This window comes from Chryseotalea sanaruensis (assembly GCF_003990915.1).
Taxonomy (GTDB): domain Bacteria; phylum Bacteroidota; class Bacteroidia; order Cytophagales; family Cyclobacteriaceae; genus Chryseotalea; species Chryseotalea sanaruensis.
Genome location: NZ_BHXQ01000002.1, coordinates 504,699 through 519,296, shown reverse-complemented (window position 1 = coordinate 519,296; position 14,598 = coordinate 504,699). Strand labels below are relative to the sequence as shown.

The window sequence follows — 14,598 nt, the reverse complement described above, 5'->3', positions numbered from 1 at the left end:
CACTTGTGTACTATTTAGGTGTACTTCACATAATGCTCCCACTTGGCAAGAAGGTTCTTAAAATCTTCTGGAAGCTCACTCTCGAATTTAACAAATTTATTACTGTGTGGATGTACAAAGCCCAAAGTTTTAGCATGTAAGGCTTGTCGTGGCATAATCTCAAAACAGTTGTCAACAAACTGTTTATACTTGGTAAATACCGTTCCCTTCATAACCTGGTCACCTCCGTAGGTAGCATCATTAAAAAGCGGATGTCCCATATGCTTCATGTGCGCCCTGATCTGGTGGGTTCTGCCCGTTTCTAATTGACATTCTATTAAGGTTACATAACGGAGTGTCTGCAGGGTTTTATAATGTGTTATGGCTGTTCTACCAAAATCGCCATCTGGAAACGCTGCTGTTACACGCCTGTCTTTTAGGCTTCTTCCTACGTTTACATTGATGGTTCCCTCCGCGGGCACGGGCTCTCCCCATACCAAAGCCCAGTACTTGCGTTCAATACTGTGATCGTAAAACTGTCTGGCAAGGTGCGCAAGGGTATTTTCGTCTTTGGCTATAACCAATAATCCTGAAGTGTCCTTATCAATTCTATGCACTAAGCCCGGCCGACCATCATTGCCCGGCATAGTTGGTAATTGTTGAAAATGGTAGGTTAAAGCATTTACTAATGTGCCTGACCAGTTTTGATATGCAGGATGTACTACCATACCTGCAGGTTTATTAATAATTAGTAAATAGTCGTCCTCGAAAACAATATTCAAAGGAATGTTTTCTGGCTTTACATCGGTATCCCGGGGCGGCTTCGGTAGACTTATAGTAATTACATCTGCCGGATGAACCTTATAATTAGATTTTACGGGTAGCTCATTAACCTTTACAAAACCTGCTTCAATACCGGTTTGAATTTTAGAACGGGTTACGCCCTGCATTTTACCATGCAAAAATTTATCAATTCGCAAAAGACTTTGGCCTGGGTCGACCACAAAGCGCTCATGCTCAAAAAGTATATCGTCCGACTCGTCCTGGATTTCTTCATCAATCATGCTGCAAGGTACGATTTACAAAGTACGTTTTTAGATTTTGCGTTTCCTTATTCGTAAATCATAAGTCAAAATTGTAAATTTCGCAATGAGCTTTTTAACCCTGCTTTCTTTGGCCGTTGCGCCTGGCATTGCCATTGGTCTTTATATCTATCTGAAAGATCACCATGAACGAGAACCCATTGGCCTTTTATTAATGAGCTTTTTCTATGGTGCCATTAGCACAGTAATTACCCTATTAATCAGTTGGCCACTTACTGCCAATGTTAGTATTAATGAAAATAGTGTTACTGATCAGTTTCTCAACGCTTTTTTTCTGGTAGCATTGGTTGAAGAATTCAGCAAGTTTTTATTCGTGCGTTTTATTCTTTATAACAACAAAAATTTTAATGAGCCCTTCGATGGTATTGTTTATGCGCTTATGGTAAGCATGGGTTTTGCTACCCTGGAAAATATACTTTACACTTTTGAATACGGGGTAACTACAGGCATTTTAAGAATGTTTACTGCAGTACCAGCGCATGCTACTTTTGGAGTGCTTATGGGATACTTTTTGGGTATTGCTAAGTTTACGCATAAGCGTGAATTGTACTTTGCTTTCGTAGCGTTGTTTGTAGCAACGCTTTTTCATGGTGCTTATGATTACTTCTGGTTCATTAACTATATCCCTGGCGTTTGGATTGGAGCAATAGTCTCTCTGATTGTAGGAATTGTTTTATCTAAAAAAGCAATCCGCCTTCATCAGAGCATTTCACCTTTTAATCAAAACAAAACAGAAGGTACGATTTGATATTCGTCATCCTTTTTAGTAAGTTGAAGAATGTACTACTTGGTGTATAGCAGTGTTGCTTCTAGCGGTTTATCTGAAGACGATTTGCGAGATATCCTGCAAACAAGTCAGCTACAAAATGCTGATTTAAATTTAACGGGTATGCTGCTGTATTGTAATGGCAAGTTTCTGCAAGTGTTAGAAGGTAAAAAAGAAGATGTTCACAACCTATTCTATAAAATTAGCAGAGATCTACGTCATGGAGATTTAAATGTGTTGTTAGAAGGCACCATTGCAGAACGAAACTTCAAGAATTGGTCAATGGGCTTTAAGTCACTGGATGTTGCCTCTGCCCGTAAAATCAGTGGCTTTGAAGATATCGATCAGTTTTTTGCCTTAAATAAGGCTTCCAATAGTAGCCACCCAGCACTTATTTTTCTAAGTCTGTTCTATCAAAAAAATCACTCCGATCACCTTCTGTACCTATAGCATAAAAAGCTTTTTTCTAATGCCATAGGTTTAGTAGTTTAGGAGATTCAAATTTAACTCCATGAAGAAGCTTTTACTATTACTGATGCTGTTTATTGCTACAGCCTCATTTGCACAAAAATCAATCACAATTGATGACTTCACTGCCCGCCCGACATTTGGTGCCCGAAGTGTTGGTGGTATAAACTGGATGAAAGACGGAAAATTCTATTCGTCTCTGCAAAACAACAAAGTTGTTAAGTTCAATGTTACCACAGGTGAAGCCGTAGAAACCTTAGTTGATGGAAGTGCACTTTCTCCGACAATTAACATCAATGATTACACTTTTAGCGCTGATGAAAAACAGCTGTTAATCAGTACTGGTTTTGAGCAAATCTACCGTTGGTCATTCCGTGCCGATTATTTCATTTACGACCTTACCACAAAAACCATAAAGAAACTCTCCGCTAATGGAAAGCAATCGTACGCTTCGTTTTCACCTGATGGCAGCAAGGTGGCTTTTGTACGTGGCAATAATCTTTTTTATGTCTCGCTAAGCGATATGAAAGAAACTCAGGTTACAACGGATGGTAAGTTCAATGAAATTATTAACGGTAGCACTGATTGGGTGTATGAGGAAGAATTTGGCTTTACAACCGCATTCTTTTGGTCGCCCGATAATAATAAGCTGGCTTACTACCGCTTTGATGAATCTAGGGTGAAGGAATACAATATGCAAAAGTGGAATCAGGGTGCTACCTATCCACAGGACTATAAGTTTAAATATCCGAAAGCAGGAGAGGCCAATTCTGTTATAGAAATTTATGTATATGATCTTGGTACACAGCAAAAAATGAAAGCCGACTTAGGCAGCAATACTGATATATATATACCACGTGTTAAGTGGACTCAGGATGCAAACACGTTATCTATCCGTAGAATGAATCGTCTGCAGAATCAATTAGAGATTATGCACCTCAATACACTCTCGGGGGCAATTTCAACAGTATTAACAGAAAAAAACAATGCTTATGTTGATATCAATGATGATTTAACTTACCTGAATGATAAAAAGCATTTTATTCATGTAAGCGAAATGAGTGGTTACAATCATATTTACTTATACACTGTTGACGGTAAATTGGTGCGTCAAATAACAAATGGAAATTGGGAAGTAACTTCTTTTATTGGTCTTGATGAAAAAACAAAAACAGTATACTACCAATCTACTGAAGTCTCTCCTTTAGAAAGACACCTTTATTCAGTATCATTAGACGGAAAAAAGAAAGTTAAGCTAACAACAGAGGCGGGTATGCATACTGCTAATATGAGTAACGACTTTCAGTTTTACATCAAATATTTCAACAGTGCTTCCCAGCCTAATACCGTAAGTCTTTATGCAACTAAAGGCAACAAGCTTATTAAGGTTTTGGAGAAAAACGAAACGTTGCAAAAGACTGTTGCTGAATATGGGATTGTTGCAAAAGAGTTTTTTACTTTCAATACAGTTGATGGACAAGCATTGAATGGTTTGTTTATGAAACCAAAAGATTTCGATTCAAATAAAAAATATCCTGTACTTATCTACCAATATAGTGGCCCTGGTTCGCAAAACGTAAGCAACTCATGGGGGGGAGGTCATTTCTATTTTCACCAAATGTTAGTGCAAAAGGGATACATTGTTGCCATAGTTGATACACGTGGTACTGGTTTCCGTGGAGAGGCCTTTAAAAAGATGACATACAAACAACTAGGCAAATATGAGTTGGAAGATCATGTAACTGCTGCAAAATATCTTTCAACCCTTAGTTATGTTGATGGTGGTCGTATAGGTATTTGGGGTTGGAGCTATGGTGGTTATATGTCATCCCTAGCCATGACTAACGGTGGTGGTGTATTTAAAATGGGTATAGCTGTTGCTCCTGTAACTAACTGGCGCTATTACGATACTGTTTACACTGAGCGCTACTTACAAACTCCCCAGGAAAATGCTAGTGGATATGATGATAACTCACCCTCTACACATGCAGCTAAGCTTAAAGGCAACTTCTTGTTAATTCATGGAACTGGCGATGACAATGTACACTTTCAAAATTCTGTTGTTCTGCAAGAGGCTTTGGTGAATGCCGGCATTCAGTTCGACTCCTTCTATTATGTGGATAAACACCACGGTATTCAAGGAAGTAAAACCCGTCAGCATTTGTACACTCAAATGCTGAACTACGTTTTAGAAAATCTCTAAAATAATCTTCTGCTGGATTGCATCTTGTTGGTAACTGAACCACCAAGATGCAAATCTTAGCAGCTTTACTATGCAAAGCAGTTCTGACTTTCAACGCTACTTCCTAGCCATTATTCCTCCCGAGCCTGTTTACAGCGAGGCCCAAGTACTTAAAGAATACTTCAAAAATACTTTTGGAAGTAAAGCGTCCCTTAACTCCCCTCCACACATTACGCTTCATATGCCTTTTCGATGGAAAGAAAAGAAAGAGTTAATACTTATTGAAAAATTAAAAGATTTCGGCCAGTTGCAGGCTGCTTTTCAGCTAAGTCTTCATCGTTTCAACGCTTTTCCTCCCAGGGTTATCTACTTGGATGTCGAAACCAATAGCCAATTGGTTGTCCTTCAAAAAGAACTGGAACGGTTTTGCAAAAGAAGCTTTCAACTATTTAATGCAAACCGACTCGATCAACCTTTTCGCCCACACCTAACGCTGGCTTTTCGTGATCTTAAAAAAGAAACATTCGGTCAGGCCTGGAATGAATTTAAAAATAGGGAATACAAGGCAAATTGGCTGGTCGAATCCATTTATCTACTAAAACACAACGGAAGCGTATGGGAAAAGCATGCTCAAGTTGCGCTTAAAAAAACTATTTATTAAGTTCAATGTTTTAAATCCAACGACCCCGGTTGGTTCGTATGTAATGGCTCTTTAGAGGAGTATCTATGAGACAGATTATTGTCATTGGGGTTTTATTGATTTGTTTTACTTGTATGGGTTTCTTGTTTTGGCAACAAGAAATGAAATATGTATTACCAACGCCTGTACCCATTGGTTATTCGGCAAAACTTCCTGAGGCCGTTGTTTCTTTACCCACGACTAACAGTTTTCCAAATAATCAGGCGCTTTACTTCCATTTTTTTAATCCTGACTGTCCTTGTTCACGCTTTAATCTCAAACATTTTAAGACTCTTAAAAAACAGTTTGAAACCCAAGTTAAAATATATGCAGTAATACCTGCTTATGCAGATTTTGAATATGCAAAAGAAATGCTTGACGATGAAAGTATCATTGTTATCCAGGACACAGATGATGCGCTGGCAAATGCTTGTGGTGTTTATGCTACTCCGCAAGCAGTCGTTATAGACAGCCAAAGAAAACTTTTTTACCGAGGCAATTATAACCGCACCAGATACTGTACTTTAAAAGAAAGCAATTATGCTGAAATAGCCCTGACAGCATTAGTAAAGGGGCAGAAGCCTCCTGTTTTCAATGCATTCGCGACACAATCCTACGGTTGTGAATTACCTAATGACCTTTAAACTTAAATTTCAATGACGCCCACAAACAAAGAGCACAACCTGATTATTTTTCAGGAAATCACAAAGCGATCCAATAGAATAATGAACGTTGCGATTTGGATCTATTTCGCTGTTGGTTTTTTATGGTCTTTCTTTTACGACACATATTTAATCGCAGTCGGTATTGGTGGCCTTTCGCTTGTCGCCTACTATACCACAAAAACACTTTTGCCAAAAAGTAAACTATACCAGTACGTTCTGTCCATCATTTTTGGTGTGTTCTCAGCCCAATACATCTACCAAATGCATGGCATGTTCGAAATGCATTTTATGTTTCTTGTTGGTTCAGCTTTACTAATTACTTACCAGAACTGGAGACTTCAATTGCCTCTACTGGCTTACATCGTTATTCACCATGGCTCTTTTGCATATCTCCAATACACCGGCATGAAAGAGATCTACTTCACGCAATTGGAATACATGGATCTTCAAACATTTATTATTCATGCTACTGTTGTTGCCACTATCATGTTTATCAATGGTATGTGGGCTTACAATCTTGAAAAGAAAACCAAAGAAGAGGCCATTACTAAAGAAGCGCTGCAAGGTCAGCTCACTAATGTTACCAACAATATAGCTTTTGCAGAAGAGATCAGTAAGGGTAACTTAAAGATTGAATACTCCCTTAATAATAATGGAGATGAGCTTGGTAAGGCACTATTAAAGATGCGTGAAAATCTGTTGATCTCGGCTGATCGCGAACAACAAGAAAAGTATATTACGCAGGGCTCAGCAACTGTGGGCGATATTCTTCGAAAGTATGCAGACAATACTGAGCAGCTTTCTAACGAATTAATTCGTGAGGTGGTAAAATATACTGAATCAAATCAGGGTAGTTTGTTTTTGTTGGAGAAAGATCAAAGTGGTGAGGAGTATTTGAAGCTTACCGCCTGTTATGCCTATGATAGGAAAAAATATATTGACAAACGCATTGAGATTGGTGAGTCGTTGGTAGGGCAATGTTTTGTAGAGAAAGATATAATCATGATGACCAACGTTCCTCAGGATTATGTTCAGATTACCTCAGGACTTGGACAAGCTAATCCATCATGTATAATCCTTGTACCGCTTATTTCGAACGAACAAATAACAGGGGTTCTTGAACTAGCCGCTTTCGAGAAATACAATAATGGTCATCTTGAGTTTTTAAAGAAGGCGAGCGAGGCTGTTGCTTCAGCCATTATAAATTCTAAAACAACTGAGCGCGTAAAACTTCTGTTAGAAGATTCCCAACAACGCAGTGAAGAATTGCGTACTCAAGAAGAAGAGATGCGACAAAACATGGAAGAACTGAGTGCTGTTCAGGAGCAAATGGAGCGGCAATTAAAAGAAGCAGAAAAAACGCAGCGCGAACTTCAGGAAGAAAACAAACGCTTAAAAAGTCAACTAAAACAAGAAGCATAGATGATACAAAATAAAACAGGCCAGTAGAAACTGGCCTGTTTTATTTTAATAACCTTTATGTGGTGCTTATTCACAAAAAGATCCCTTTGCTACCCACAATCTCTTTATATCAATATCGAAAAGTAATTCTTTAACCGCAGGACTTGCCTCCACTACACGCTGATCAAGTTCTCCCTTCATAATCAATATGCTTCCCTCGTTACCTCCGAAATCAGCTTCAGCTATTACGTTTCCTGTTTTATTCAACTCCTTCATATATTGTTCGTGTTTGCGCAACGTTGCAGGAGCCTGTTGTACATTGTGCTTAGCAAGTGTAAGTCCGTATCGAATAAAATGATAATTAACCATTTCATAGGGCTCCTTAGCAACACACGCTTTACCTGTTCTAAAAACTACAGGCAAATATTCTAGGTTCCATCGTTCAGCTTTTACACCCGGATCATTAGCAAGCCATTGCTTTACCGTATCCACTGAATTTGTCTTTAGTATAAAAATACCTCCACCACCATCAAAGGGACCAGCTACCAGCAAGCGGCCATCTTTTGCCATTGCCGTGATGTTAGCCATATGTCCCTCCATAATTTTATCAAGCTCTGGTTTGGGCATTGTGGGCAGGTCTGTGCGTTTATTTAAAAACACAAAAATCAAATCTGTATTCTCTTGTGCAAAAGTGTTAGCACAAATGAAAACCATTGCGATGAATAGCCTCATATTTTTAGGTTAAGCTTAAGGTTATAATAAAGTTAAAGAAGAAACTGCTAACTGTTTAGATATCCCTTAGTTGGAAACAACAAAATTTTCAACCAATAGTAAGATCCACCAAACCACCCTGTTTCAAAGATACTGCGTTTAAAAACAACTACTGATTCTTAGCAATATAATCAGTAAGTGTTTTTTTCGCTTGTTGCTTGAATTTGTTTTTGAGAAATGGAATATAGGCAAACAATAACCCCTTCCAACCAAAGGCACTAACAAACCACTTACTAAGATTAAAGCTATCGGTATGCTTTATGATTTTACCATCTTTAAATTCAAATATCGCATGGATGCTGTTTATCACTTTATTTCCCGTGCGTGAAAAAGTATAGGTAGCTACCCAATCTGCAGCGCCCTGCTTCTCCGTTGTCTGCACATTCGAAAAGACCACCGCAAGATCTTTGCTGCGGGTCAGCAACATCTCCCACATCTTCGATGCTTCTACTCCGTTCAATTTCCCAAAGGCGGGATCTTCAAATACCACTTCCTGGTGATAGCATGAGGCCATCGTTGAGGCATCTTTTGATGCAAATGCCGTATAAAATTTTCTGATAACAACTTCGTTGGAGGCAGCTTGATTCATAACAAATTATCTTTCTCTAAATGTATAACCAATTTTGGGTATAAAAAATGAGGTTTCGTGCCCGTAAGAACCAAAAGCGTTTTTGGTATATTTGCCATCAGCCGACAAGGTGCGTTCAATGTTAAAAACCACTTCCCTTCTTCTATCTTTCTTAACTATAATCTCGTGGCAAACCTACGCACAAGGTAAATTCAAAATCTCCGGTATTGTCATCGATGCAGAAAGTGGCAAGGCGTTGGTTGGGGCAAATGTGTCTGTGAAAAACTCAACGAAAGGTGTAATTGCCGGTGACAGCGCAGCGTACCAAATATGGTTGTCACCCGGAGCTCATACATTAGTGTTTTCCTTCATTGGCTTTGGCCAAAAGGAGCTCGAAGTGATTGTTGATCGCTCTATATCGTTAAATGTTTCACTTAGCCCTACAGTTTCCAATCTTGACGAAGTCATGATTACGGATAACAAAGCAGAAGAAAATATTAGCAAAACAGAGATAGGCTCCATCACCTTATCAAAAAAAGAACTTGAAACACTTCCATACTTGTTAGGTGAAATGGATCCCATACGTATTCTTCAATTAATGCCAGGTGTACAGACTGCTGGTGAAGGCAATACAGGTTTTTACGTGCGTGGTGGAGCAGTCGATCAAAATCTCATGGTGCTGGATAATTCTATTGTATATAACCCGAGCCATCTGTTTGGATTCTTCTCTGTTTTCAATGGAAGTACCATTAACGATCTTGAAATGCATAAAGGTGGCATCCCCTCTTACTACGGTGGAAGACTTTCCTCCTTTACAAAAATCACCACACGAAAAGGCAATGACCAGAAAGTAAAAGGAGAAGGAGGCATTGGGATTCTCTCCAGCAACCTTCTTTTGGAAGGTCCCATCAAAAAAAACAAAGGATCTTTTTTAGTGGCCGGCAGAAGAACATATATTGATTTATTTATTGATCCTATTCGAGAACTTTTTTCAGTACCTGAAAAAATTGATTACTATTTCTACGATCTAAACATAAATGCGGACTATCGGATTAATGAGCGAAATCAACTGAGTTTTCGGGCTTATTTGGGAAAGGATGATTTTTACTTTAACAAAGACAATAATTTTGCAAACACTATTCGCTGGGGTAATGGTACTGCATCCTTGCGTTGGTCTCACATTTTCACTGATAACTTAACCGGTGAGCTTTCACTGAGTACTGTGCTCTATGATATGGATTTTGGTGCCTCCATCAACACCTATCAATTTAACATTGTATCCGATATTCGGGACAATGGGTTTCAGTATCTTTTAGATTTGCAAAAGCGTAAACATCACCTTGTGTTCGGCACAACCTATACTCATCATAAATTGCGTCCTAATAACGTAGGCGCAACAAGTGACGATGTGTCACTGGAGTTTGGTAACAACGAACAACTCTTTGCACATGAAGCCTCCCTGTTTTTGAATGATAAGATTACACTTACCGAAAAACTTGAAATCAATGCAGGTATCCGCTATACATACTACTCACAATTTGGTCCTTTTACTCGCTACGCGGTAGACGACAATTTGCAACTTCTTGACACGGTTGTCTATAGAAAAAATGAACGTGTTGTACACTATGTTAATCCCGAACCACGACTATCTGTTCGCTTCAATCTCAACCAGGTTTCCTCGCTTAAAGCTGCATATGACAGAGGCTATCAATACATGCATATGGCTCCACTTTCTTCTGCTTCGTTACCCATGGATGTATGGGTTACAAGCTCCACCAAAGTAAAGCCGCAATACGGTGACCAATTTTCAACCGGATACTTTAGAAATTTTAATGAAAATATGTTCGAAAGCTCATTAGTCCTTTATTATAAAGTGATGCATAACCAGTTAGAATATAAGGATGGAGTAATTGTTGGTTATAGCAGGGGTTTTAACTATGACGATGCGTTTGTCTTTGGTAAGGGTATTTCGTACGGAGCTGAAGTCCTGATCAAAAAAAATACAGGCAAGGTTACCGGAACTGCTGCTTATACTCTCTCACGAACAATGCGTGAATTTGAAGACCTTAACCAGGGTAATCCATTTCCTGCTAAATACGATAGGCTCCATGACATATCCTTGATGTGTAATTACAAGCAATCTAACAAATGGACCTTTTCAGGAGTGTTTGTATACGGCACCGGCAACGCCCTTAATCTGCCGGTAGCACGCTATATTATACAGGGCAGTATTGTAAATGAGTATGGAGAACGTAATTCATTTCGCATGCCAGCCTACCATCGGTTAGATCTTGCTGCTACTTACATCGCGCGCAAATCTGAACGATTTGAATCAGCATGGATTTTTTCTGTATACAATCTCTATAACAGACGTAATCCGTATTACATCTACTTTGAAACAAAGGGGGATCTCAAAGAGTATAAATTAGAAACTAGTATCCGGCAGGTGTCACTCTTTCCAGTTTTACCTTCGGTAACTTATAGATTTAAATTTTGATATGAAGTGAAGATTTCCATAAAAAATATTTTTTTGTTGCCTATTGTATTTTGCTACCTCCAATGTGATACAGGCCCAACCATAGACTATACACTTTATGAACCTAAGTTGGTAGTGGACGGATGGATAGAGGCCGGGAACTTTCCTAAAGTTATTTTGAGCAAGAGTTACTCCTATTTTGATGATATTGACTCGGCAACAGTGCGCCAGTTGGTAGAAACCAAAGCCAAAATAACAGTAAGCGATGGTGTAGAGTCCGAAGTGCTTACTCTTAAGAAAGATGAAAATTATTTTCCTCCCTATATTTACTCAGGTACTGATCTAAAAGGCGAGGCTGGAAAAACCTATACTTTGAAAATTGAACTACGGGGTGAAGTTTATACCTCCTCCACCACCATCCCTCCTGCCGCCTCTTTCGAGGATCTTTGGTATGAGGTGTTGCCCGGTAAGGATACATTGGGTTTTATTTATGGAAAATTTACAGATAACCCTGACACCGATAATTATTATAGAATATTTACGCAGCGTATAGGAAAAGATTCCCGGTACATTCCTGTATACCTATCTGCTATTGGTGATCAGTCCTTCAATGGAAAAACATTTACTTTTTCCTTGCTTCGAGGCCCGGATAACTTCACTGATGTAGCCGATGATCTCTATTTTACCGTTGGTGATTCTGTCCGGATTAAATTTTGTACGATGGATAAAGCTCACTTCGATTTCTGGCGCACCCTTGAGCGTGAATTGTATGTTGTGGGAAATCCGTTTTCTTCTGCGGGCAACGAAATAATTTCCAACATCAAAGGCAAGAAGGCTATTGGCGTTTGGGGTGGCTACGGTGTGAAGTTCTATACAATAAAAGCCAAGGAACGGTAAAACAAAAGAGCCGGTGAAATTCACCAGCTCTCTTCCTACATGCTTTGATTACTTCTATTAACCTTCTATATCTTCTTCAAGGTTATTAAAGAAATCTTCGAGGGCTTCTTCCAAATCTGCGAAACCAACTTCTGTGTAGGTAGCGAGGTCTGATTTTGAATCATCTGAAAATACTAAACGTACATCTATCGCTTCTTCTATTTCTGTTTCGCAAATATCAATTTCGTTTTCCCAATCCCAATAGCAGTACTCTTCTTCGCGTTCTGATCCATAAAACTCAATATTCGCTATTTTCGCATTCTCTTCTGCATAGAATACTACGAATGTGGTGTGATCATTCCATGCCTCAACTTCATCGTCAATATTGTTGGCGGCCTGCATTGCCTCATCCAGTGACTTAACATCTACTTCTCCAGCAAACTTAATATCAATAATCTGAAAGTAAGCGCTTGCTGTAGTTACGATATCGCCAGCCTCAGCCTCTTCACTCCCTTTGGTAGTGAAGTTTCCTGTTGCTCCTGCACCAAATGCCAGCATATTGTTTCCATTCTGAGTCAATGCGTAGTCAACGCTCGCCTCGTCAGTTGTATTTTTAACCTTAAAAGACAACTTAAACGTACCTATAGTTAAAGATGTCTCCACAGATGTAGGCTCACCATTTGGCTTATAGGCTGCTGTCAGAACATAATCAATCTGTTTAGTTGATCCTACCGTTAAATCTGCTCTCAGGCCTGTTGGCAGTTCACCTTCGTATTCTGCCTCTTGGTTATTCACATCTACACTAGTGTAGCTATGAATAGCAAAAGTTGCATTATTGCTCTGTCCTGTCTCTGTGGAAGGAAATTTGAATTCAATTTTTCCAGTGCCAGGCTTTTCAGTAAAGTCCCATTCCTCAGTTGAGTTATTATAGGTGAATGTCCCTTCATTTTGATCGAATAACTCACCCAGTGTTTCAGGATCTTCCTGAGTTCGGAGGTTTTTCAAAAGAGTGGAGGCTGTTTCGGTACCTTGCCCAACTTTGGATAAAGAACGCATAAGCATGATCAGCTTATTCTTACCTATAGATTCTCTGGTATTTTCTGGCAAAGAAGCATCCGATAAGAAATTCACAAAAGAAATAGATGTCTGCACACCGGCCGTATTCTGAAGTGCCGTCATGCTATTGACTAACTCTAATCCATTTTCTTCCAGAGCGGCCTTATTTTGCTCATCTGTTCTGTCACTAAAGTTTTCCGGAATCTCAATATCCGGGATAATGCTGGTGTCTGAGTTTTCATCGTCACACGAGGTTGTTAAAAAAGCGACAGCCAATACGGTGGCGCTAAACAACATCGATACTATTTTACTTGCTGGTTTGTTCATATGATTGGTTTGTTGTTAACATTTTTCTACTGTAAATAGCCAATACCGCAAATCACAGGATTTGTTCTCTTCATTAGATCAAAGGCTGCACAGTTTCAAATTTCTTTACCACCTTGATAATTAACAGACCGTAAATCTGGTAAAATCTGCTCAATTTCAAAATACCTAATTAGAGGTATTTTCTCTCCACTCCATTGTATTAATAAGGTGCATTATCTCCTTCTTCATAAACTCAATAGAAGGTTGCAGGGAATCATTATTTATTTGTGTGTTGAAATAAAGCGCACCCCTCATAAAGTTTTTACTAGAATCTGTTATCGTAAACTGAAACTGACTAGGCACTTCTCCTTGTAGTTCTGCAATTACCGCTGTATAACCTTTAGGAGTCTTAATAATTACTTCATCTATTGCATTTGCCTTTAATTGATGTTTGGCGGTTAGCACGTAAGCATCATTCAGGTATTCTCGCAACAATTTTTCATCATTATTAATCTCTTTGTATGTTACATGAATATTAGCCTTGAGTGTTGGATAATAAATCTCAACCCAATAGCGCTCTCTAATCCATGAAGTATCTTTTAGTAATTGTGCATGCTTAGAATATTGGAAAAAGTACGGCAGGGTGTCCGGTAAGTTCACATACTCCTGAGCTGGTAAAGCAATTCTATTATAACCCAGTGATTTTGGTAAGTAATCGCGCTCGCATGAAAACAAAAAAAGCCCGGTGCTTAATAATAGCATCAGGCCTTTTTGAAATTTTATAATATTATACTTCAAGTGCTTTTCTTTAGAATGGAAGATCATCGCTACCAGCATCCATATTAATAGGTGCTGCTTGTGATGCAGGGGCCGATCCATAATTGCCAGTATTTCCACCTTGGCTGTTTCCTTTCGGTGTAAGCATGGTGAAATTATCTACAATCACTTCTGTGGTGTAGCGGGTCACTCCGTCTTTTTCCCAGGAACGTGTGCGCAACTTTCCCTCTACGTACAACATGTCTCCCTTCTTTACATACTTCTGTATAATGTCTGCTTGCTGAGGTATACGTGCTACCACATTGTGCCAATCTGTTATTTCCTTTTTCTCTCCTGTAGTTTTGTCCTTATATACTTCAGAAGTTGCCATGGTAAAGTTGGCGATCATACCACCATTATCGAAATTTCTTATTTCAGGGTCTTTTCCTAAACGACCAATCAGAATTACTTTGTTTACGCCTGCCATATATCTGCTGTTTTAAATTACACGATCAATTACTTAGACAAATATCGCTTTTCTCAACG

The 14,598-nt window shown here is 39.0% G+C and carries 14 protein-coding genes; 8 read left to right on the top strand and 6 right to left on the bottom strand.

From position 1 onward, the window contains the following. Positions 1 to 14 precede the first annotated feature (14 nt). Complete coding sequence (locus SanaruYs_RS06645) at positions 15 to 1,043, bottom strand: RluA family pseudouridine synthase (protein WP_127121741.1); 1,029 nt, start codon at positions 1,041 to 1,043, stop codon at positions 15 to 17. Positions 1,044 to 1,128: 85 nt separating this feature from the next. Here SanaruYs_RS06645 and SanaruYs_RS06640 point away from each other — a divergent pair, with 85 nt between their 5' ends. The 6 genes from SanaruYs_RS06640 to SanaruYs_RS06615 all read left to right on the top strand — a co-directional run bounded on the left by SanaruYs_RS06640 (position 1,129) and on the right by SanaruYs_RS06615 (position 7,264). After that, positions 1,129 to 1,830 (top strand): PrsW family glutamic-type intramembrane protease, encoded by a 702-nt coding sequence (locus tag SanaruYs_RS06640; RefSeq protein WP_127121740.1) that lies wholly within the window; start codon positions 1,129 to 1,131, stop codon positions 1,828 to 1,830. A gap of 30 nt (positions 1,831 to 1,860) precedes the next feature. Next, on the top strand, positions 1,861 to 2,298 hold the full coding sequence (locus SanaruYs_RS06635; RefSeq protein ID WP_127121739.1) for a BLUF domain-containing protein: 438 nt from the start codon (positions 1,861 to 1,863) through the stop codon (positions 2,296 to 2,298). 61 nt (positions 2,299 to 2,359) lie between these two features. Further along, positions 2,360 to 4,519 carry a S9 family peptidase gene (locus tag SanaruYs_RS06630; protein WP_127121738.1) on the top strand — a complete coding sequence of 720 codons (2,160 nt, stop codon included), beginning with the start codon at positions 2,360 to 2,362 and terminating at the stop codon, positions 4,517 to 4,519. A 70-nt stretch (positions 4,520 to 4,589) separates the two neighbouring features. After that, positions 4,590 to 5,159 (top strand): 2'-5' RNA ligase family protein, encoded by a 570-nt coding sequence (locus SanaruYs_RS06625; RefSeq protein WP_127121737.1) that lies wholly within the window; start codon positions 4,590 to 4,592, stop codon positions 5,157 to 5,159. A gap of 65 nt (positions 5,160 to 5,224) precedes the next feature. Further along, on the top strand, positions 5,225 to 5,821 hold the full coding sequence (locus SanaruYs_RS06620; protein ID WP_127121736.1) for a DUF6436 domain-containing protein: 597 nt from the start codon (positions 5,225 to 5,227) through the stop codon (positions 5,819 to 5,821). Positions 5,822 to 5,833: 12 nt separating this feature from the next. Then, positions 5,834 to 7,264 carry a GAF domain-containing protein gene (locus tag SanaruYs_RS06615; protein ID WP_127121735.1) on the top strand — a complete coding sequence of 477 codons (1,431 nt, stop codon included), beginning with the start codon at positions 5,834 to 5,836 and terminating at the stop codon, positions 7,262 to 7,264. A gap of 66 nt (positions 7,265 to 7,330) precedes the next feature. Here SanaruYs_RS06615 and SanaruYs_RS06610 read toward each other — a convergent pair whose 3' ends face one another. Then, positions 7,331 to 7,975 (bottom strand): YciI family protein, encoded by a 645-nt coding sequence (locus SanaruYs_RS06610; RefSeq protein WP_127121734.1) that lies wholly within the window; start codon positions 7,973 to 7,975, stop codon positions 7,331 to 7,333. Positions 7,976 to 8,123: 148 nt separating this feature from the next. Continuing rightward, a complete protein-coding gene (locus tag SanaruYs_RS06605; protein WP_127121733.1) occupies positions 8,124 to 8,603 on the bottom strand; it encodes a nuclear transport factor 2 family protein in 480 nt (159 codons plus the stop codon). A gap of 118 nt (positions 8,604 to 8,721) precedes the next feature. On the opposite strand from SanaruYs_RS06605, the gene SanaruYs_RS06600 reads away from it, so the two are divergent. Next, on the top strand, positions 8,722 to 11,079 hold the full coding sequence (locus tag SanaruYs_RS06600) for a TonB-dependent receptor (protein WP_127121732.1): 2,358 nt from the start codon (positions 8,722 to 8,724) through the stop codon (positions 11,077 to 11,079). A gap of 6 nt (positions 11,080 to 11,085) precedes the next feature. Continuing rightward, positions 11,086 to 11,955: a DUF4249 domain-containing protein gene (locus SanaruYs_RS06595; RefSeq protein ID WP_127121731.1), complete on the top strand. Its 870-nt coding sequence runs from the start codon at positions 11,086 to 11,088 to the stop codon at positions 11,953 to 11,955. A 57-nt stretch (positions 11,956 to 12,012) separates the two neighbouring features. Here SanaruYs_RS06595 and SanaruYs_RS06590 read toward each other — a convergent pair whose 3' ends face one another. The 3 genes from SanaruYs_RS06590 to SanaruYs_RS06580 all read right to left on the bottom strand — a co-directional run bounded on the left by SanaruYs_RS06590 (position 12,013) and on the right by SanaruYs_RS06580 (position 14,539). After that, on the bottom strand, positions 12,013 to 13,317 hold the full coding sequence (locus tag SanaruYs_RS06590; protein ID WP_127121730.1) for a hypothetical protein: 1,305 nt from the start codon (positions 13,315 to 13,317) through the stop codon (positions 12,013 to 12,015). 165 nt (positions 13,318 to 13,482) lie between these two features. Beyond that, complete coding sequence (gene gldD / locus SanaruYs_RS06585) at positions 13,483 to 14,058, bottom strand: gliding motility lipoprotein GldD (protein WP_174842763.1); 576 nt, start codon at positions 14,056 to 14,058, stop codon at positions 13,483 to 13,485. A 46-nt stretch (positions 14,059 to 14,104) separates the two neighbouring features. Beyond that, entirely contained in the window at positions 14,105 to 14,539 is a 435-nt protein-coding gene (locus tag SanaruYs_RS06580) for a single-stranded DNA-binding protein (RefSeq protein WP_127121729.1), read from the bottom strand. Positions 14,540 to 14,598 lie beyond the last annotated feature (59 nt).